The organism is Salmonella sp. FC25216 (assembly GCF_057751355.1).
This window is the reverse complement of sequence record NZ_JBDGON010000015.1, coordinates 1-18,924: the sequence shown is the minus strand read 5'-3', so window position 1 is coordinate 18,924 and position 18,924 is coordinate 1. Positions and strand designations below refer to the sequence as shown.

Annotated in this window: 14 protein-coding genes, 2 tRNA genes and 2 pseudogenes; 9 read left to right on the top strand and 9 right to left on the bottom strand. The window is 51.5% G+C overall.

Annotated features, from left to right (window positions below):
• Positions 1 to 495: 495 nt before the first annotated feature.
• The 3 genes and pseudogenes from AC3G3F_RS21600 to AC3G3F_RS21590 form a co-directional block, all read right to left on the bottom strand.
• A pseudogene (locus AC3G3F_RS21600) lies at positions 496 to 698 on the bottom strand (hypothetical protein).
• A 12-nt stretch (positions 699 to 710) separates the two neighbouring features.
• The gene (locus AC3G3F_RS21595; protein ID WP_488395739.1) at positions 711 to 839 is read right to left on the bottom strand and encodes a hypothetical protein; all 129 of its coding nucleotides are present in this window, start codon (positions 837 to 839) and stop codon (positions 711 to 713) included.
• 181 nt (positions 840 to 1,020) lie between these two features.
• Complete coding sequence (locus AC3G3F_RS21590; RefSeq protein WP_488395737.1) at positions 1,021 to 1,398, bottom strand: hypothetical protein; 378 nt, start codon at positions 1,396 to 1,398, stop codon at positions 1,021 to 1,023.
• Positions 1,399 to 2,305: 907 nt separating this feature from the next.
• On the opposite strand from AC3G3F_RS21590, the gene AC3G3F_RS21585 reads away from it, so the two are divergent.
• The 6 genes from AC3G3F_RS21585 to AC3G3F_RS21560 are packed head-to-tail and all read left to right on the top strand — an operon-like array spanning position 2,306 to position 8,901.
• Positions 2,306 to 3,529 (top strand): multidrug effflux MFS transporter, encoded by a 1,224-nt coding sequence (locus AC3G3F_RS21585; protein ID WP_223232403.1) that lies wholly within the window; start codon positions 2,306 to 2,308, stop codon positions 3,527 to 3,529.
• On the top strand, positions 3,522 to 4,463 hold the full coding sequence (locus tag AC3G3F_RS21580) for a beta/alpha barrel domain-containing protein (protein ID WP_053528919.1): 942 nt from the start codon (positions 3,522 to 3,524) through the stop codon (positions 4,461 to 4,463). Before AC3G3F_RS21585 ends, AC3G3F_RS21580 begins: the two co-directional genes overlap by 8 nt.
• Positions 4,460 to 5,176, top strand: coding sequence for a hypothetical protein (locus AC3G3F_RS21575; RefSeq protein WP_088733882.1), 717 nt, complete (start codon positions 4,460 to 4,462; stop codon positions 5,174 to 5,176). Before AC3G3F_RS21580 ends, AC3G3F_RS21575 begins: the two co-directional genes overlap by 4 nt.
• The gene (locus AC3G3F_RS21570) at positions 5,173 to 7,335 is read left to right on the top strand and encodes an isocitrate/isopropylmalate dehydrogenase family protein (RefSeq protein WP_023246899.1); all 2,163 of its coding nucleotides are present in this window, start codon (positions 5,173 to 5,175) and stop codon (positions 7,333 to 7,335) included. The genes AC3G3F_RS21575 and AC3G3F_RS21570 overlap by 4 nt, the downstream gene beginning before the upstream one ends.
• Before the next feature lie 7 nt (positions 7,336 to 7,342).
• Complete coding sequence (locus AC3G3F_RS21565) at positions 7,343 to 8,011, top strand: RraA family protein (RefSeq protein ID WP_053510725.1); 669 nt, start codon at positions 7,343 to 7,345, stop codon at positions 8,009 to 8,011.
• Positions 8,008 to 8,901, top strand: coding sequence for a DUF6282 family protein (locus AC3G3F_RS21560; protein ID WP_023246901.1), 894 nt, complete (start codon positions 8,008 to 8,010; stop codon positions 8,899 to 8,901). Before AC3G3F_RS21565 ends, AC3G3F_RS21560 begins: the two co-directional genes overlap by 4 nt.
• Here AC3G3F_RS21560 and AC3G3F_RS21555 read toward each other — a convergent pair.
• The 4 genes from AC3G3F_RS21555 to AC3G3F_RS21540 form a co-directional block, all read right to left on the bottom strand.
• Entirely contained in the window at positions 8,867 to 9,760 is an 894-nt protein-coding gene (locus tag AC3G3F_RS21555; RefSeq protein ID WP_023246902.1) for a LysR family transcriptional regulator, read from the bottom strand. The genes AC3G3F_RS21560 and AC3G3F_RS21555 overlap by 35 nt on opposite strands.
• 162 nt (positions 9,761 to 9,922) lie before the next feature.
• On the bottom strand, positions 9,923 to 11,185 hold the full coding sequence (locus tag AC3G3F_RS21550; RefSeq protein WP_488395733.1) for a tyrosine-type recombinase/integrase: 1,263 nt from the start codon (positions 11,183 to 11,185) through the stop codon (positions 9,923 to 9,925).
• Positions 11,186 to 11,351: 166 nt separating this feature from the next.
• A tRNA-Asn gene (locus tag AC3G3F_RS21545) sits at positions 11,352 to 11,427 on the bottom strand.
• 122 nt (positions 11,428 to 11,549) lie between these two features.
• On the bottom strand, positions 11,550 to 13,013 hold the full coding sequence (locus AC3G3F_RS21540) for an EmmdR/YeeO family multidrug/toxin efflux MATE transporter (RefSeq protein WP_023247436.1): 1,464 nt from the start codon (positions 13,011 to 13,013) through the stop codon (positions 11,550 to 11,552).
• 159 nt (positions 13,014 to 13,172) lie between these two features.
• Here AC3G3F_RS21540 and AC3G3F_RS21535 point away from each other — a divergent pair.
• From AC3G3F_RS21535 to AC3G3F_RS21525, 3 genes are all read left to right on the top strand, one after another.
• Positions 13,173 to 13,248 (top strand) — tRNA-Asn (locus AC3G3F_RS21535).
• Between the two features lie 727 nt (positions 13,249 to 13,975).
• A complete protein-coding gene (locus AC3G3F_RS21530; protein WP_488395731.1) occupies positions 13,976 to 16,573 on the top strand; it encodes a hypothetical protein in 2,598 nt (865 codons plus the stop codon).
• 177 nt (positions 16,574 to 16,750) lie between these two features.
• Positions 16,751 to 18,205, top strand: a complete 1,455-nt coding sequence (locus AC3G3F_RS21525) for an AMP nucleosidase (RefSeq protein ID WP_023247434.1) — start codon at positions 16,751 to 16,753, stop codon at positions 18,203 to 18,205.
• 111 nt (positions 18,206 to 18,316) lie between these two features.
• On the opposite strand, the gene AC3G3F_RS21520 is transcribed toward AC3G3F_RS21525, so the two are convergent.
• The gene (locus tag AC3G3F_RS21520; protein ID WP_157719778.1) at positions 18,317 to 18,601 is read right to left on the bottom strand and encodes an aldo/keto reductase; all 285 of its coding nucleotides are present in this window, start codon (positions 18,599 to 18,601) and stop codon (positions 18,317 to 18,319) included.
• Positions 18,562 to 18,753 (bottom strand): annotated as a pseudogene (locus tag AC3G3F_RS21515) (integrase); the annotation flags it as partial. The pseudogene AC3G3F_RS21515 and the gene AC3G3F_RS21520, both read right to left, overlap by 40 nt.
• Positions 18,754 to 18,924 lie beyond the last annotated feature (171 nt).

Sequence of the window (18,924 nt, the reverse complement as noted above, 5' to 3'; positions counted from 1 at the left end):
GGTATAGCGCGGTGTGGTGGTTGTGCGTCACTTTGTCACTTTGCGCGACGCAAAGTGACGCACCGGTTGAGGGCCGGGCGCGAAAGATCGCGGATTCTGGCGCAGTTTTACGGTCAAGCGGCAGCAAAGCCTGGCGGCAATGCAGGCCGCAGCCCGTAGGGTAAAGGAGGCAGATCCTCAGCCGGACAGGGATTTACCCGGAAATTTCAGATGTCGTGGAATTCTGACCAGTGAGCTGGCGCAGCGAAAGGACGTATTGTCGGTAAAGTATGACCTCTGTCGCAGTGACCTGCGAGCCGGTGTTTGCGGAGGTATTCACCGGTAGGGGCTGCCATCCTGAGTTCCTCAGGCGCTTCTTTCAGGCCGTGAAGCATGGGCGCTGCCAACGACAGCATTGTGCAATCCGGAGCTTACATCCGGTCGATGGACGTGAAAAGGTGATTGTTTTTTGTGATTTCAGAGGGGTCTCTCAGAGCTCAGGAGGCCACAGTGAAATTACAGAGAGAGCTTGTCTTCCCGCATCCGGCGGTATTCAGCCGCTTCGAAGATACCGTGCAGACGATGGAGTTGTTCGGCCAGAATGAGCAACAGAACATAGTTTGGCCCGGCCTCATCAGGATTTTCCAGCATCACCCCGTCAGAATACGGGCACGGTCCACCAGTTCACGGGCATCGGGTTCAACAGGTTTCAGGTTCATGATTTCCTCCTTTCACTGTACCCATTCACCGCCCCGGATACGGGCGATATCCAGCAGCAGTGACTTCATCGCCCGACTCACCGCACACAGCGTATTGATCAGCGGCTCATCAGCATTCTGGGTATTGGGTCTGCGCACCATTCATCAAACCGGATGTGTATCCGGGCGAATATTGTCGCCAGCCTGTCCATCTCCACACGCTCTACGGGCCGTTTTTGGTTATGATCGCTAAAGATGTCATCCGCAAGCTGACGCAGATCGTTGATAACCGGAAACAGTCCGCCGGGAAGCTGTGGGTTGGCACTGTCAAAGCGGAACGTCGTCAGGCGCAGGGCAAAACCGTAAAGTACTGATGCCAGCAACTGGCGCAGATGGTGAAGTTTTCCGGAGGTGTAATGGTTGCAGTCGCCAGGGCAGTGACAGTGCGGGACTCTGCAAGGGCCAGGGTGCTGTGGATTTCCATGGCAAGACGGAGTGGATATTGATCGGCGCGGGACAGAGGGCGAGAGGGAAAACGTTCGTTCCAGAGATCGGATTCGCTGAGCCAGTGAAGGATGTTGTCGTGGTGCAGGACGCCTGCCGGAGTGGGGCCCCGGATATCCAGAAGCTGGATCAGTTCGTCGTTATCTTCACGGGACTGGGGAATATAACCGTGGCGATCGAGCTTTTTTCTGAGTTCAGAGAGCGGAATAACCATCATGATGGTGCTCTCCTGTCAGGGGTAACAGGCCATCATCGGAGTTCTCACGCTCATGGTGATGGCCCAGAACAGGGGTGAGAAACCGGCCTAACAGGACACCGGCCAGCCCGAAGGCTGCCCTGCCTGAGCCACCATTGAACGTCGTGCACAGATATATACTGCGCACATCAACGGCAGTTCAGGGCGATAACGGTAAACCATTATCGCCTGTTAGTTTCGACGGGTTCCTACACCCGGCAGCCCCTTCGGGACTGCGCGGGTGTTGTAGTCCATTGCGGCGCGACAGAAAAGCGGCGCCAGGCACAGGGCAGAGAATTTGTGGTGCGATCGTTTATCCGGACTATTTTACCTTTTGGTTTTCAGGCCTTTTCGGGCAGGTCAGTTACCCTTATGAACCCTTACCTTTGGCCTTTTTAGGTCCCTTTGTTTCACACTACATTATGATGGCCAGGTTCCTGGGTCGGGTCATTAAATCTATTGCTATCAACATGAATGTACCTTTTACGATAAATATTATGAATGGAAGTGTTGACCATGATAGTTTACGCCAAGGCGATACCATCCAGACTATATTTATTAATCTATTCTGCCTGCCCATAAACAGGACATTTTACGTCACCTTAGCTATCAGAACTCCTCCTATAAAACGTTTAACCAGCCTGATAACCTTCTAATTGAAAACTTGCCCTAAACAATGAAACTGCATGACAAAGTTACGGGGCAATATCTGGCTAAACATAATTATCAATGAGTTGGAACTATCATCATAAAAATTTATATATTTACTTAGTAAGGATACAACTGAAGATTGTTTGTTTACTTATATGCAACAGTCTGTTTGATTATTTTTCATATTCATTTCGATAGCTTTTCGCTAGATTTAAGTTACTCAAGAATTATTGTTGAAATGATGATGAATAAAAAAATTCCGATATCTCTCATGGTGTTAGTTATATGCCTCTCTGTTGGCGGGTTGATTTCCACCGACATATTTTTACCCGCGCTTGGTGAAATGCGATTGTTTTATAAAGTGACTGAAGCGCAAATACAGGACGCAATTGCGTTATTTTTATTTGGTGTGGCATTTTCGCAACTTATCTATGGCCCATTGAGTGATAGCCTTGGGAGGAAAAAAACATTAATCGGAGGGTTACTGATATGGCTGATTTCCACTGCCAGTGTGATTTATACGACGCACATTAATGAATTGCTGGGTTTAAGATTATTGCAGGGGATCGGCTCATGCGCTGGTATTACCATCAGTCGGGCGATCATTAACGATATGATGGATAAAAAATCATCTGCGCAGCTCTACCTGGTCATCTTTCCTTTTGTGGGGATGTCACCTGCGATTGCGCCGATGATCGGCGGGATTTTGACTCAGCATTTCGGCTGGCGGGCATGTTTTATCTTTTTAACCCTCTTTATCCTGGCCACGCTGGTTCTCTGCTTTACGGCACTCCGTGAGACATTGCCGGTAGAAAAAAGACAAAAACTAAGTGTACTGACAGCAACAAAAAATACCGTTGATGTTGTGCGAAACCCAACCTTTCTCTTTTATGCTGCCATTCCCTGTTTTGCCTATGCGGCTTATTTTGCCTATATCGTCGAGTCGCCGTTTATGCTTGCGAAACTGGGGCTTTCCCCAGCCTATGTGGGTTATACATATATTCTGCTCTCCGCCAGTTATGTCGCCGGAAATTTGACGGCCAAAAGGCGTTCAAGGCGCGAGGGTATTGAAGATACGATCCGTCAGGGATACCGCATTTTTGTGCTGGGGGGGATTATTTTTGCCTTGCAGATGTATGTGAGTCCATTTCCCCTGCCGACGACGATTATCGCTATTTCCATTCTGACCTTTGGCAACGGCTTTTTGCTGCCGTTGGGGACGGCATCAGCCATTGCCGCCCATCCGCAGGCCTCCGGGACGGCATCTGGTGTGATGGGAGCACTGCAACTCGGGAGTGCTGCCATCGCCACTTTTTTAATTGGCAAACTGTCCGCCCATGCACCAGGAATGACCGCCCTGATCATCGCATGTGTGTGTGTATTCGGTTTTCTCATTTATGTGTTGGGTCAATCTTCATTTATGCAATTTGTCTCTAACAAAGAGAGTAAGATCAATGATTAATAATATCGATGTCACATTACGGGATGGTGGTTATCAGAATGGTTTTCACTTTCCGACAGACTACGCGATTAAACATGTTCAGGCGCTAGTGGAAAGCGGTGTTGAGTGGATTGAAATAGGTTATCGGAACGGGTCTTTTAAGCCGATTCCTGATATTGGTATTACGGGGGTGTCACCCGATGAATATATTCAGCAGATCCACAATGCTGTGCCGGATGCTAAATTAGTGGTGATTGCCCATCCGCATAATATTAATCACGATGATGTGATTCGTATGAAAATGCACGGTGTGAGTCTGCTCAGGATCTGTATTAAAACAGATAATCCACAACCAGCATTGGCATTATGCGAATTTGCCAAAATGAGTGGGTTACGTGTGAGTATGAATTTTACCCGTGCCAGCCAAATTAATATCAATACGCTTATTGATGTGGCTGCACAATGCGAAAAAGCCGGGGCCGATATTATCTGTATCGCCGATTCAAATGGTAGCTTACGCCCGGAACAGACATCGCGGCTGGTCAACGTCCTTAAATGCACCACGCGTGTGGACGTGGGTTTTCACGCGCATGACAACCTGGGGCTGGCGATGGCAAATGCAATTGAGGCTGTCAAAGCCGGGGCAACGTTTATCGACAGCTCATTAACCGGAATGGGAAAAGGCGCGGGCAATCTCGCCATGGAGACTTGGCTTGCCCTGTGCAATTTCAATAGCGACGCTGACATTTATCAGACGGAAGTGATCTTCAGGCAGGTTCAACAGCTTCAGTCTCAGGCCTGTTTTAATGCTTCGCACCGCAGCGTGGTGGACATGATCCTCGGGGTGAAAAACCTGAGCGTGGACTACCGCAAAATGATTGAGGAGAAACTTTCCGAAAATCTCAGCAACACCTTTACGGCCATTGATCACGTTATTACCGGGACGGCAGCATGAAAAAGAGGGAGGCCGTTATCCTCGCCCCGGTGATGCCCGTCTGGGATGAAGGTCAGTTTTGCACGCCACTGGTTATGTTGCTGGTGGCAAAGGGGTATCACGTCACCGTTATTGATACGTTGACCCTGATTCAGGATGCCTCGCCAGAGAGGGCGGTTGAGGCACTCTGCCAGGCACTGAATGCCCGGTTCCAGTCTCCCTATCTGCTGGTGGGGTTCGCCATGGCGGGCACGTTAGTCCAGCTGTTGGCTCCGCACCTGCACGGCCTCAGTGGTGTGATGTCTGTCAGTGCACCGGGTTTTGCGGATGAACAACTCAACAGGCGTTTGGGCGAGCTTGTCTCGCTGCTGGAGAAGGGCGAGGTTGAGCATGCGGTGGACGTTCTGCATCAATTCGTTGTCCCTGAAGGGCAAGCCGCCCAGGAGGGGCGTTTCACGTTGCCTGACGCGGCGAAAGCATCTGCCATTCAGCGGATGTTGACCGGATTTGCCTTGCTACTGAACATGGACGCTCGCGCTGCCATTGCTCGCTATAACGGGAAATACCTTGCCATCGTGGGGGATAAATCACAGCTGGCGTCCTGGGAAAACCAAACCCATAGCACTCAACCGACACACCTCTACAGGCGCATCCCGAAAGCGGGTATGCGCCCATGGAATGACAATCCCGCAGCGATGAATGCCTTACTTAATGAATGGGTCGACACACTATGAAAAAAAATGTGCTGGTTTTACCGGGTGATGGAATTGGTCAGGAGGTTTGCGAGGCTGCGCTACCTGTTATCAGTGCTATGGATCTTCCCATTACGCTCACTTTTGGCGAGATTGGCTGGGCATGCTGGACGCGGGAGGGAAACCCCGTACCAGATCAAACCTGGGAAAAAATCGCCGGGGCAGACGCGGTGCTGCTTGGCGCAATAACCAGTAAAGGTAAAGCGCAGGCGCAGCAGGCTTTACCTCTGCCTCTCCAGCAGAAAGGTATCGAGTATGTTTCGCCGGTGATCCAACTCCGCCAGAAACTGGGGTTGTTCGCCAATATCCGCCCGGTGAAATATGTCGCAGGCGATCGACGTCCTTTTCGCTGCTGCGTGATTCGGGAAAATACCGAAGGTTTGTACGCCGGGATGGATTTTAAAGGGGTTAGACCGGCGGTTTCCGACTGGCTGAAGCATCCTAATCTGAACAAGTATGGCCCGGAAGAGGCTGCCTGGACGGTTCGGCTGCAAACCCGGTATGGGCTGGAGCGCTTGTTTCAGACGGCCTTTGAGTATGCCCGCAAGCACCACTTTACCCGCGTCACATTTGCCGATAAACCCAATGTGATGCGCGAGAGTGGTCACTTTGCGGGGAGCATATTCCATGAGGTGGCTGCGCGTTTTCCTGAGATCACGGCAGATATCCATAATGTCGATGCTATTGCCCTCTGGCTGGTGCGTAAGCCCCATGAGTTCGGCGTGATTGTCGCAGAAAATATGTTTGGGGATATTTTGTCCGACTTAGCCGCAGGGGTGATGGGCGGTTTAGGCCTTGCACCAAGCGCCAATATTGGCAGCCATGTTGCCTACTTTGAGCCGGTACATGGCAGCGCGCCAGGGATGGCAGGACAGGGGAAAGCCAACCCGTGTGCCATGTTTTACACCATTGCACTGATGCTGGAGTATCTGGGCTTTGAGTCACAAGCCGAAAAACTTCAACACGCGGTTGACCGGGTGGTCCGGGACGGGAAAGTGGCTACCTATGATTTGGGAGGGACGGCATCCACACGGGAAATGGCGCAGGCCATCATCCGGGAGCTGCTTCACCCGACGCTCGGGAAAACGGCCAGCGTGATCACCATCGGTGATGAACTGTTGTCCGGGCAATACCCGAACAGCAATCAGTTGCACATCAGCCAGCGGCTTGAGGCGGCGCAGCATCAGGTGAGATTTCAGGCGTCCTGCGCGGACAATATTGCCCAGATCAGCGCCCTGATCACCTCGCGTATAGGGCAGGACGATCTCATTGTCATTTGCGGCGGACTTGGCCCCACCTCCGACGATAAAACCCGCGAGGCGGTGGCACAGTCTCTCGGCAGGCCCTTGATTTATGATGAGGATGTCTGGGCCACTATTCAGGCGCAGCTCAGGGCGTTTGGGGTGAAAAACGATCCGTCTAACCGTCAACAGGCCAGATTTCCAGACGGCGCTAGCGTTCTCGATAACCCGTTCGGTACTGCCCCCGGTTTTTACACCAGCATAGCCAGTAGCCTGGTAGTTGTTCTGCCTGGCCCTCCTTCTCAAGCGTTGCCCATGCTTGATGACTTGTTATCAGGCCGCGAGCATAGCGAACCGGCAAAGACTACATCCTCCTGGACGCTTATTGGTATAAGCGAAAGCGAAGTAGGTTCAATTGTGAGCGCCTTAGTCTCTTCGACGGCGTGGGATGTGCATTTTTTATGGAAAAGTCCCTATGTCATTGTGCAAATAGAAACGCCGGAGCACAGCCCGTTACCACTTCCGGTGTGGCAAAGTCTGGATCGGGCATTACGTCCGTATCTGGTGAGTAAACGTAACAAAAAGGCGAGTGAGATATTGCAGGACACCTGCAACGTCCGCTGGCAGACGGCCGATGTGGAGCTGTCATCTTATTTGCCAGTGGCCAGAAAAAAGACGGGAGGTGAGCCAGTGCTTTGCATCGACGTCGCGGTTAACCCCTCTCTGGTCGACGTGCTGGAGAGTGAAACATGGATGGGGCAAATGACGATGTCGGTTCGCCATCAGGATGGCAAGAAACACCAGATGACCTTTCCCCTTAATAAAGCCCTTCTGGCGCAAACCCTGCCTGAGTATGCGGCCTGGTGCGTACTGAAAACCCTGACAATACAAAATGGATGAGACGATCATGACAACCCAAAAAACGATTAAAGAGCGCCTGTTGGCCCTGGACACGGCAGCAGTCTCTGATGCGCTGGACAGCCTGTACATTTCGGGGGGGCTGTTGGGGATTAAGCCGCAGGTCAGCGGAAAGAAAATCGCGGGGCCGGCTTTTACCGTTCAATATGAAGCTTGTACACCGGAAAAAAATCGCTTCATGAATGCCGGTAACTATATTGATCAGGTTCCGGCCAGAGCCGTTATTGTGGTGGACAACGGCGGGCGTCTGGACTGCACGAGCTGGGGGAATATTCTCACCACTAAAGCGGTGCAAAAGAAGATCGCCGGGTCTGTCATCTATGGTTCAGCCCGTGATATTACCGATATTCGCCAGATGGATTACCCCCTGTTCTCCTGCAATATCTATATGGTTTCTGGGAAAAACCGGGCGCGGGTAAAAGCGGTGCAGTGCACGCTTGATATCCACGGTGTGACAGTCTGCCCTGGCGACTGGGTGTTTGGCGACGACAATGGTGTGCTGGTGATACCCGGCGAACACCTGGAAGAGGTGATCCGGCGTGCGGAAAATGTCGAAAATACCGAGCGGCAGATCCTCAGTACCATTGATGCCGGCACACCGCTGGACGTTGCCCGTCAGCAACTGGGCTATGATGTTCCCTGGGAAAATAACGTATGACCCGTCAATTTTTCGCGTACTGGGCATCCCGGCTGCAGTTTCTGGACGTGCATTATCACGCGCGTCCGGATAGCTACCATCGGCGCTACTCGGCATTTGAAGCCGGGCAGCAGTATGCCCGGTATCAGGGCGGGGTCGTGTTGAAGAACCACCTGGGGAGCGTGAGTGCGCTGGCGGCAGCCATGCAGGAGATATCTCTGCCTGTGTTTGGCTCGGTGGTGCTCAATGCGGCTGCGGGAGGAGTGAACCTTAATACGGTACGCCAGGCGCTGAGCCAGTATCAGTTTGAGGGCGCTCCCCGGTTGCTGGTGCATTTGCCCACGGTGGTTTCCACCGTACACAAGAGCACACTTTCAAGAACCTTCAGTAACAAATATGCCCGCTATTTTGCCGGACAACCGCTCTCTGTGACCGATGAATACGGTAAGTTACACCCTGATGTTGAGGCACTAATCCATTTCGCACGACATCATGACATTGTGCTTTCTTCTGGGCATACCTCGAAAGATCAAACGCTGCGTCTGATTGAAGCCGTGGAGCGTGTTGGCGGCGTCCGGTTGATGTTGAACCAACCGGCAAATCCGATCACGGGGTTTTCGGCGGCAGAACTCTGCGCGCTGGGAGAATACGACTGGCTCTATGTCGAGCAGTGTGCGCTGACGCTGTATCTGGGCTACCAGACCCCGCAGGACATGTATGATGTTCTGACGCAGGTGAACAATGTGGTTTATAGCTCTGATCTGGGCCAACCCGCTCAGCCGGACATCGGCGAATGGCTGGAAGGCAGCCGACGCTGGTTCCAGACCGGCGGACTCAGTGCAGAGCGAATTGATGCTGTGACCCGGTTAAATCCGCTCAGGATGCTGGATCCAGAGCGGTCGCCAGATTGAGGGGACGAATAAAATCAATGAATGCCTGCTCTTTGGGGGATGGGCGCGGATTGATATGCACCACATACATTGGCAATGGCGGAGGCATAAATTCTTCCAGCACGGTAATAATTTCGCCTGACTCAATACCGGCTTTGATGGTGAAATCAGGGAGGTAACAAATCCCAAGCCCTTGATGGACCATGTTACAGAGGTCAAGGCTGTTGCTGACCCTGGAGATGTAATGAGGCCGAATTTCTGTACATTCGTTATCAATCATAAATTTCCAGGAGCGTCGGTGATTATCAAAGTGCAGCAGACAGGTATGCTTGTGCAGCTCGTCGGGATGTGACGGCATACCGTGCTGCTGCGCATAGCCGCGCGAGAGGCAGGTATGTTTACGCCAGTAACCAATGAGCGAGTAGTACAGGTTGCTGTCCGGGAGGGGGCCACACTGTAGCGCTAGATCAAAACCGTGGCTGAACAGTTCCATGCAGTGGTTTCCGGTGACAATATCCAGCTTAAGGTCAGGGTAGCGTTCAAGGAATGTTTTCAGACACGGGATTACATGCAGATGACTTATGGAATGGGGGAGCCCAACCTTGAGGTTGCCGCTAACCACATTACTGAGACTTTTCACGTCCCTGAGGCAGGATTCATACTCATCAATAATCAGCAGACAGCGCTGATAAAACTGTTCACCGGCGGCCGTAAGGGATATGCGACGCGAATTACGCTTGATAAGCTGTGTATTGACTTCAAACTCCAGCTTCTCAATTCTGCGACTTACCATTGCCGGTGAGAGTTTCATGGCAATCGCGGCGGCCCGGAATCCCTGACATTCCACCACCATCCTGAATGCTTTCATATTTTCCAGCATCGTGTCCTCCTGACATACTCAACATATCTATTCTTGCACTATTCCTTTCATCGGGGGAGTTTAGATATTGTAAGCAAGTCTAAACCTCTCGCTCACCACTATGTTATAAAATGTAGTTTTAGTAGCCATCAGGGATAGGTAGTGCGAGTGGGAATTTTCCCGCTACGATATTTTCTTCAGATTCCCGGCAATCTGATAAGGTGACACATACAGCTCAGTATTTGTATCAAGATAATCCGCCCACCACTGCATCATAGCGATCCGCTCCTCCAGATATTTTGCCTTATGAATATAGGCGGCACGCACGCTGTTCCTTTCCTGATGGCTCATTTGCTTTTCAATCGCTTCTTTGCTCCACCGTCCCGACTCACTCAGCGCACTGCACGCCATCGCCCGGAAGCCGTGACCGCAGATCTCTTTTCGGGTGTCGTAGCCCATCACGCGCAATGCCTTGTTGATGGTGTTGTCGCTCATGCACTTGTCCTGGTCGTATTCGCCGGGGAAAATAAACGCCAGATGCCCGGAGAGCGCTTCAGTTTGTTTCAGGATCGCCATTGCCTGATCAGACAGCGGGACGATGTGCTGTGTTTTCATCTTTGTGCCACGGTGAGAGAAGCGAACGTTTTCGATCTGCTCCCGTTCTACCGGGATTATCCAGAGCTTCTGCTGCCAGTCGATCTCACTCCAGCGGGCAAAGCGCAGTTCGCTGGAGCGCACAAAGAACAGCAGCGACAGCTTAAGCGCATACCGTGTCAGCAGCCTGCCGGAGTAGTTATCCGTCCGGGATAATAATTCTGGTAGTTTCTCAAGCGGCAGGGCCGGGTAATGCTGTGTTTCCGGCGGCGTAAATTCACCGTCCAGATCCAGCGCCGGGTTTGACCTGATTAACTGCTTTTTCACCGCATAACGCATGATCCCGGTGACGTAATTTTTCAGCCGTGCAGTGATCTCCAGAAAGCCTTTGTTCTCCACCTTACGCAGGGTAAACAGCAGATCTTCCGTGACGATTTGAACGATGTATCTGTCCCCGATATCCGGGGAAATATACATTTCCAGCCTGCGCCGGATGGTTGTCGCATAGTGTTCAGACCAGCGGCGGTGATCGGCATGCCAGTTCATGGCGATCTGGCGGAATGTCTGTCCGTTTTTCTTTTTCTGTTGCGCGATTTTTTTGTCAACGGAGGGATCGACCCCCGCACGCATTTTACTGCGTGCCGCATTGCGGAACTGGCGTGCCGTAAGCAGGGAAACATCCGGGTAAGGACCAAAGGCCAGCTTCTTCTCTTTCCCGTCAATGCGGTACTTCATATACCAGAGTTTTGAGCCGTTGGGTTTGATCAGCAGGTACAGTCCGGCACTGCCGCCGAGTTTGAAGGGGGTGTCTGTGGGTCTGGGCTTGCGGATAGCGGTATCAGTGAGTGCCATAGCGGGGGGCTCCATTCGTTCAACGAACCGAGAGGCCCCCGATGAATCCCCCCGAAAACTACAGATATCAAAAAACCCGGCAATCCTTTTCAGGACAACCGGGTCAATCTAACTGCTTGTTTTTATAACGCATTAAGACTCACTGAGGCGTCTTAATACTAAAATCTGGCTCCTCTGACTGGACTCGAACCAGTGACATACGGATTAACAGTCCGCCGTTCTACCGACTGAACTACAGAGGAATCGTGTGAACGAGGCGCATAGTAACGATGCGACTGCGGGTTGTCAAAGCCTGAATGCATAAAAAATTCTGTTTGCTGAAATATTCTTCATTTCGCTGAATATTCAGGCGTAGCAGCACTTTTCACCTTGTTTTTCGTTCAGGGCGTGGATATTTCCATAGCCAGCGTCCGCTGACCATTCTCCAGTAAAAGAGAACGGCGCGTACGGTCCAGTCGAAAAACATCCCCAGCCAGACACCAACCACGCCCCAGCCAAGTAATATTCCCAGTACATAGCCTGCGATAACGCGGCAACCCCACATTCCAAGCATCGAGACCCACATGGCGAAACGCGCGTCGCGTGCGCCTTTAAAACCGGCAGGCAGTACCCATGAGGCGGCCCAGATAGGCATAAATGCCGCATTCAGCCAGATAAGGATCACCACGACATCTTTGACGTCCGGGTCGTGGGTATAAAATGACGCCATAATACCGGCGAAAGGCGCGCTAAGCCACGCGATGGCCGTGAGGCCTATGGTAGAAAGCCAGAACACGTGGCGAAGCTGGATCTCGGCCTGGGCTATCTGCCCATTTCCCAACCGACGCCCCGTAATGATGGTGGATGCCGAACCTAAGGCATTGCCCGGAAGGTTAATTAACGCCGCAATGGAGAATGCAATAAAATTACCGGCGATGACGCTGGTGCCCATACCAGCAACAAACATCTGTGTAAGTAATTTCCCGCTATTAAATAAAACCGACTCAACGCTGGCAGGCACCCCTATGCCCATCACTTCCCAAATAATGGCAAAGTTTAAGGGTTTAAAATAACTTTTAAGGGGGATACGTAGCGCGGGGTTAAACCCAATCATTAAAACCCAGATAATTGCGATAGCGCCAATGTAACGCGAGATAGTCAACCCCAACCCTGCGCCAATAAAGCCGAGCCCCTGCCAGGAGAAAATCCCGTAGATAAGAATGCTGCTGATAATAATGTTCAGAATATTCATGCCGCCATTAATCAGCAGGGGGATTTTCGTATTTCCAGCGCCACGCAAGGCACCGCTGCCAATCAGAGCAATAGCGGCCGCCGGATAACTGAGCACCGTTAATTCCAGATAGATTAACGCCAGATCTTTTACATCTGCAGTAGCTTCTCCGGCGACGACATCAATAATCTGTTTGCCAAAATAGTGTATGAGAGCCGCCAGCAATACGGCAAACAGCGTCATGATCACCAGCGACTGCCTGGCGGCCGCCCTGGCGCGTCGACGGTCACGTTTACCCAGACTAAAGGCGACAACAACCGTCGTCCCCAGATCGATAGCGGCAAAAAAAGCCATAATCACCATGTTAAAACTGTCGGCAAGCCCCACTCCCGCCATTGCTTCCTTGCCCAGCCAGCTGACAAGAAAAGTGCTGAGCACGCCCATCAGCAGAACACAGGTATTCTCCAGAAAAATGGGGATAGCAAGTGGGGTGATTTCACGCCAGAACAACACCTTGTAACTCTTGCGTTTGGCATACCAGGGCGTACGGACGACAGCCTGGCGTAAGGCAGCGGAGACGTTCAAAATGGACCTTAAAGAAGAGAGTTGAAACCACATTTCAATAATGAGCGAGAAATCGTAAGGCTGCAAAGCTTTTCGCAGAAAAAATGTCTGCAAATGCAACAAAGTGATGAGAGAATCCGCAATCGAACCTGTAAGGGGTTAAATGGGGTTTGACAAAATTTTTTTCGCCGCTAACATACGACTCCACGCGATTCCTCTGTAGTTCAGTCGGTAGAACGGCGGACTGTTAATCCGTATGTCACTGGTTCGAGTCCAGTCAGAGGAGCCAGATTTTAGTATTAAGACATCTCAGTGAGTCTTAATGCGTTATAAAAACAAGCAGTTAGATTGACCCGGTTGTCCTGAAAAGGATTGCCGGGTTTTTTGATATCTGTAGTTTTCGGGGGGATTCATCGGGGGCCTCTCGGTTCATTAAACAAATAGCCTTTCACTATGGCACTCACTGATAGCGCTATCCGCAGGATCAAACCCACCGATAAACATCTCTACATCAGACAATAACAGATTGCATCCTGCGTCCGGAAACTATGCAGGGAATGCGAAACTGCTGCCCGATACATGGCGCCTGACCGTTCTCTTATTTATAATTACTTTAAGCTGGTTTACGGTAACGTTTTTCAGGTGCAACTCTAATGCTTCGGCAATTAACGTCTCTTCTTTGGGTGTGTTTCATACCGCCAATAGATGTAGGACAATATCATGTAAATAATAATAGAGAGATTATGTTTCCCGTCACTGGCTAATTTATTATCACTTGTTTTCTCTTTGATTCCACCATTATATTAATATCCATCAAAAAATTAAACTCAGCGGTATATATGTTATGATATTAAATCACCGCTTCTCATTTTATCGGCGATAGGCATGCGTTTTCATTTTTACTGGGTTATAACTAAAAATGCTTGAGCACTGAATTAATCTCATTGCAGAGAAGTTCAGCCGGGATGGCACTTAATATAAAAACGTTTGATTATGCATATTTCATGGAGAAAACAATGCAATTAGATTTTACCCTTAATTTCCATAACGACACCTGGTACCCCACTGTCGATATCAGTGGTTTTAAATCCACCACTGGCGCCAGCGCCGATATTCAGGAGAAAATGATCCTGACGTTTAGCGCGCCGGGTAAAATTACCGCCGGAGATATCACCATATCGACGAACCCGTGGTGTGAATTAAAAACCCATATTGAAACCAGTGAAATTTCCAGCGGCGTTTTTGATAGTAAACTGACGATTACCGCCGCCGATGGTTCCGCCCTGGGTAATGCCATTTCAACTATTCATATGGGCGTTAATGCCTCCTCCGATACCGCGCCAAAATGGGAAACCTTCAGCGACGCTTTCACCGCCGCCGCTGACGAAGAGGCGGACGTGGCAGGTGAGCTGGCGGTCACCTGCGCCGCCTTCCCGGCTGGACTGGAAAACACCGTTCTGGAACTGGTTTTAGTTCGCGGTGAAAAAAGCGAAACGCTCCAGCCAAAAGCGGGCATCACCTGGTTCGATATTGACGCTGGCGCGTACGCGGTTACCGCTGCGGAGCTGCGTACCGCTGAAGGTACTATTCGCGCAGCGGTGCAATTAAGCGCATCGGAGCTGATCATCACTAAAGGCCAGCGCACTCAGCTTGATATCACCTTTGCCCAGGCGGAGCGCAGTACTACTCTGGACCTGGCAGTGAATTTACCAGCCACTCACGCGCTGTATAATGAAGATCTCAGCGTAGTTTATATGGAAAATGGCGTTGCTAAACAGCGTCATACCATGCGCGTAGGTCAAAAGCAGCGCCTGGAACTTTTGCCGGTTACCGGAACCTATTCGGCGCGCATCGATGATGTCAAACTGAACAATATCCACTACACCTTTGATGTGGCGAGCGGCGCACTGGATAATCAGCTCCACGATATCGCCTTCACCAGCACTCACCAGAACGATGAATCTCAGTCAGCCTCAACGAAGCTGACCATCAGCATCGACGCGGAAAAAACGGTTGCTTCTACCTTCTCTCTACGTCTTGTGGATGGCAGCACAACTCCGCGCCAGTATCTCTTCACCGATCTGGCAATGAAAGCGGGCAGTCTCACGCCGTCGGTTGAACTGGCGCCGGGCCTTTATCAGGTTGAATCCGCGACCGTGATCCATAACGGCATCGTTTACTACATTGATGTCGCTCCACAGACACTGAGCGTTGAGAAAAATACCGCGCTGACCTTAGCGGTAACCCTTGCTGAAGGGGCGAATCTGCGTGTCAAAGGTTTTCCTGATTTCCTGAGCTTCGGCGGTTGCGCCAATATGTCGCCCAGCAACGTGGACGACCTGGCCGAAGCTCGTGTCTCCTCCCTGTTCAAATACTCCGGCGATGACGGTATGGGAGACGCTTCCGCTTATCTGGACCCGACGAAAGAACCGACGACAAAAATCATTCAGATGGCGCGCGATGTTGCTGCCAAAACCGGCGATAGCGTGCTGCCGGTAATGGTCTCTTACACCTGCAACCTGTCGCTGGGTGATGTAGAAAACATCATTGACGATCCGGAACGTCATCAGTTCAGCTTTGCTAATTTCATCCAGGCGCTGCAAATGGCGCAAGCCATGAAAGATGATGAACATCCGGTACCGGCTGGTTTTATCGTCAACCCGGATTACCTGGGCGAATGCCAGAAATACGGTTTCTCTCCAGACTATGCTATTCCGGTACGTCAACCGCTGGCGAAAGCGCTGGCGCATCACGGTGTGGATATCGCCGTTCCGGCCTCAATTACCGATACGCTGAAAGGCTATATAAAAGGCGTTAACTGGTTGGTGCGCGTTATTGCCCCTGACGTGGTGCTAGGCTGGCAGGTTAACTTGTGGAGCGTCGGCGGTTCACAGTGGGTTTATAACGATTTCACCTACGACGATGTGTTTGATGCCGTAGATGGAACCAAAAAGAAAATGACCATCAACCCGACGCTGGCGGGCAAGCTTACCGCCGAGTACGCGCTGCTGGTCGGCGTATTCGAGAATATCGAATACACCGACGCCAAAGGAGCCGTGATTATGGCTAAGGGCGCGGACTTTATGGCCGCAGACCGCTATGAAGCGGACGACTTCACCGCTCGCGCCTATAAAAACGGTTACTGCTATTCGCCGTTTGAGTGGGACCGTACCTTTGATTTCTGCGCCGCGCTGAGCCGCTATTTGCGCCAGCCGGTGCTGCCGTGGCAGGTTCCGGCCAGCCGTCTGGCTACCGTTTCCGAGTCGGTTGGCGCGTTAGAAGAGAAATTCTGGGGGACCGGCGGCAGCTATCTGATGGGCCACGCTGAAATTGGTAGCGCAGTGGAAGCAATTAATGCTGATCTGCTGAACATTGAGTTCCTTGATGTTCACGCCAGCATGATGGGCAAAACTCCACGCGAGCTATTCCAGCGTCACAAGTGGGATTTCACTGAGCCTAAGTACATCGATTTCCCGTCACGCGGAATATTCCACGTACAGGTTGGCGGCGGGGCAACCACAGGCGTAGTGAGCGCGGTCAATAACAACAGCAGCCGTTGGATGCGCGCGAAGCTGGCGGCCTATCGTGATAATCCGCTAAAATTTGAAGTGTGATCTATTAAGATAGTCCTCTTTTTGTGAAACAGGAAAGCCAACGCATAATGCGCCGGCTTTTCTTTTTAAATTGCTCATATTTACTGCCGACGCTCTTACGCTAATCCCTTTAGTTTCCCCCTTTGCTGTCATACTATCGAATGACGTGCCTCACCTGTGAACGCTAAGGAGAATAATATGGAAAATAAAGGCACAAACCTGACGCCCGAGCAGGCGCTGGATCGCCTGGAGGCGCTGTACGAGCAGTCGGTTAACGCGCTCCGTGAAGCCATCGCTGACTATATTGATAACGGTACGCTGCCCGATCCCCATGCAAGATTTAACGGACTGTTTGTTTATCCTTCGCTGTCTGTAAGCTGGGATGGCGCGACATCGAACCCACCTAAAACACGCGCTTTTGGACGCTTTACTCATCCCGGCTGTTATACCACTACCGTTACGCGGCCTGCGCTATTTCGCGCTTATCTCCTGGAGCAACTTAACCTCGTTTACCATGATTATGGCGCGCATATTGCGGTGGAAGCCTCGCACCATGAGATCCCGTATCCTTACGTGATCGACGGCTCAGCTCTGACGCTGGATCGTTCAATGAGCGCCGGGCTAACGCGCCATTTTCCCACCACAGAACTGGCGCAGATTGGCGATGAGACGGCAGACGGTCTTTTCCACCCCGGCGAGTTCTATCCGTTATCGCACTTCGACGCGCGTCGCGTTGACTTCTCGTTGGCCAGGTTACGACACTATACCGGTACGCCGGTCGAACACTTTCAGCCCTTCGTTCTGTTTACCAACTATACCCGCTATGTCGATGAGTTTGTGCGCTGGGGATGTAGCCAAATTCTTGATCCTGACAGTCCCTATATCGCGCTTTCCTGTGCCGGTGGAATTTGGATCACGGCGGAAACGGAAGCGCCGGAAGAGGCTATTTCCGATCTGGCCTGGAAGAAACATCAGATGCCCGCCTGGCACCTGGTAACGGCAGATGGACAGGGGATTACGCTGGTAAATATCGGTGTCGGCCCTTCAAATGCTAAAACGATTTGCGACCATTTGGCCGTGTTGCGGCCTGACGTCTGGCTTATGATTGGACACTGTGGAGGGTTACGAGAAAGTCAGGCGATTGGTGATTATGTGCTGGCCCATGCCTACTTACGTGATGATCACGTGCTGGATGCCGTTCTGCCGCCTGATATTCCTATTCCAAGCATTGCGGAAGTACAGCGGGCGCTGTATGACGCTACCAAAGTGGTTAGCGGAATGCCCGGCGAAGAGGTCAAACAGCGACTACGCACGGGAACGGTCGTCACCACGGATGATCGTAACTGGGAGCTCCGCTATTCCGCTTCTGCGCTGCGGTTCAACCTCAGCCGTGCTGTCGCGATTGATATGGAAAGCGCGACGATAGCAGCGCAGGGCTATCGCTTCCGCGTACCTTACGGCACGTTGCTTTGTGTCTCTGATAAACCTTTACACGGTGAAATTAAATTGCCCGGGCAGGCAAACCGGTTTTATGAGGGGGCTATTTCAGAACATTTGCAAATTGGTATTCGTGCTATTGATTTGCTACGCGCAGAAGGCGATCGTCTGCATTCACGTAAATTACGCACATTTAATGAACCACCGTTTCGCTAACAGAATGAGCCGTCGCCTGCCATTGGATAAGGGCAGAAGGCGCATTTATTTAATGTGGAAAGTGGCTGAATGAAGTCTTAGCGGGATGCGATTCTGCATCCCGCGGAGTCTTTATCGTGCTGCAAACTTCATCACTATCGCCGGATACCTGTAGCTAATAATAGCGTCAGGTGAGAAGGCGCTATCCAGCGTAAACTGTTCCTCATCCGTCAATGTGATATCAAACGCCTGAAGGTTTTCCGCCACGCGATCTGGCCGACTCATACCGACAACCGGCACGATATCATCCCCGCGAGACAGCAGCCAGGCGACGGCTAGCTGCGCGGGAGAGCATCTGCGGGCTGCGGCCAGAGCTTTTAGTACCCCTCGCGGCTCACGTCCAGATAGTCCGACCACCACTGCATCATGTCTTTACGGGCGTCAAGATGCTCGGCGCGATGGATATACGCCGCCCGCACGCTGTTGCGTTCCTGATGATTCATCTGCCGCTCCACGGCATCCCGCAACCAGAGTTCAGACTCCACCAGTGTGCTACAGGCCATTGCCTGGAAGCGCAAAAAATTATAGCGCAGGGCAGTACAGCATTGCGACGAAAGTATCCTGAGTAAGTCAGTCCGGCGTATCAGATATGCCGGTAACATCCTGAAATGAAAAATTGTACTGAATACAGGCTATTGCGCGGAAAATAAACGCACTTTTATCATGGTGTCAGGGAACAG

Excerpts from the sequence above, each read along its gene's own strand:
- AC3G3F_RS21560 (WP_023246901.1), top strand. The coding sequence starts at position 8,008 with ATGACCCGTCAATTTTTCGCGTACTGGGCATCCCGGCTGCAGTTTCTG.
- AC3G3F_RS21575 (WP_088733882.1), top strand. The coding sequence starts at position 4,460 with ATGAAAAAGAGGGAGGCCGTTATCCTCGCCCCGGTGATGCCCGTCTGG.
- AC3G3F_RS21525 (WP_023247434.1), top strand. The coding sequence starts at position 16,751 with ATGGAAAATAAAGGCACAAACCTGACGCCCGAGCAGGCGCTGGATCGC.
- AC3G3F_RS21590 (WP_488395737.1), bottom strand. The coding sequence starts at position 1,398 with ATGATGGTTATTCCGCTCTCTGAACTCAGAAAAAAGCTCGATCGCCAC.
- AC3G3F_RS21565 (WP_053510725.1), top strand. The coding sequence starts at position 7,343 with ATGACAACCCAAAAAACGATTAAAGAGCGCCTGTTGGCCCTGGACACG.
- AC3G3F_RS21570 (WP_023246899.1), top strand. The coding sequence starts at position 5,173 with ATGAAAAAAAATGTGCTGGTTTTACCGGGTGATGGAATTGGTCAGGAG.
- AC3G3F_RS21540 (WP_023247436.1), bottom strand. The coding sequence starts at position 13,013 with ATGTGGTTTCAACTCTCTTCTTTAAGGTCCATTTTGAACGTCTCCGCT.
- AC3G3F_RS21530 (WP_488395731.1), top strand. The coding sequence starts at position 13,976 with ATGCAATTAGATTTTACCCTTAATTTCCATAACGACACCTGGTACCCC.
- AC3G3F_RS21550 (WP_488395733.1), bottom strand. The coding sequence starts at position 11,185 with ATGGCACTCACTGATACCGCTATCCGCAAGCCCAGACCCACAGACACC.
- AC3G3F_RS21595 (WP_488395739.1), bottom strand. The coding sequence starts at position 839 with ATGGTGCGCAGACCCAATACCCAGAATGCTGATGAGCCGCTGATCAAT.
- AC3G3F_RS21580 (WP_053528919.1), top strand. The coding sequence starts at position 3,522 with ATGATTAATAATATCGATGTCACATTACGGGATGGTGGTTATCAGAAT.
- AC3G3F_RS21585 (WP_223232403.1), top strand. The coding sequence starts at position 2,306 with ATGATGATGAATAAAAAAATTCCGATATCTCTCATGGTGTTAGTTATA.
- AC3G3F_RS21555 (WP_023246902.1), bottom strand. The coding sequence starts at position 9,760 with ATGCTGGAAAATATGAAAGCATTCAGGATGGTGGTGGAATGTCAGGGA.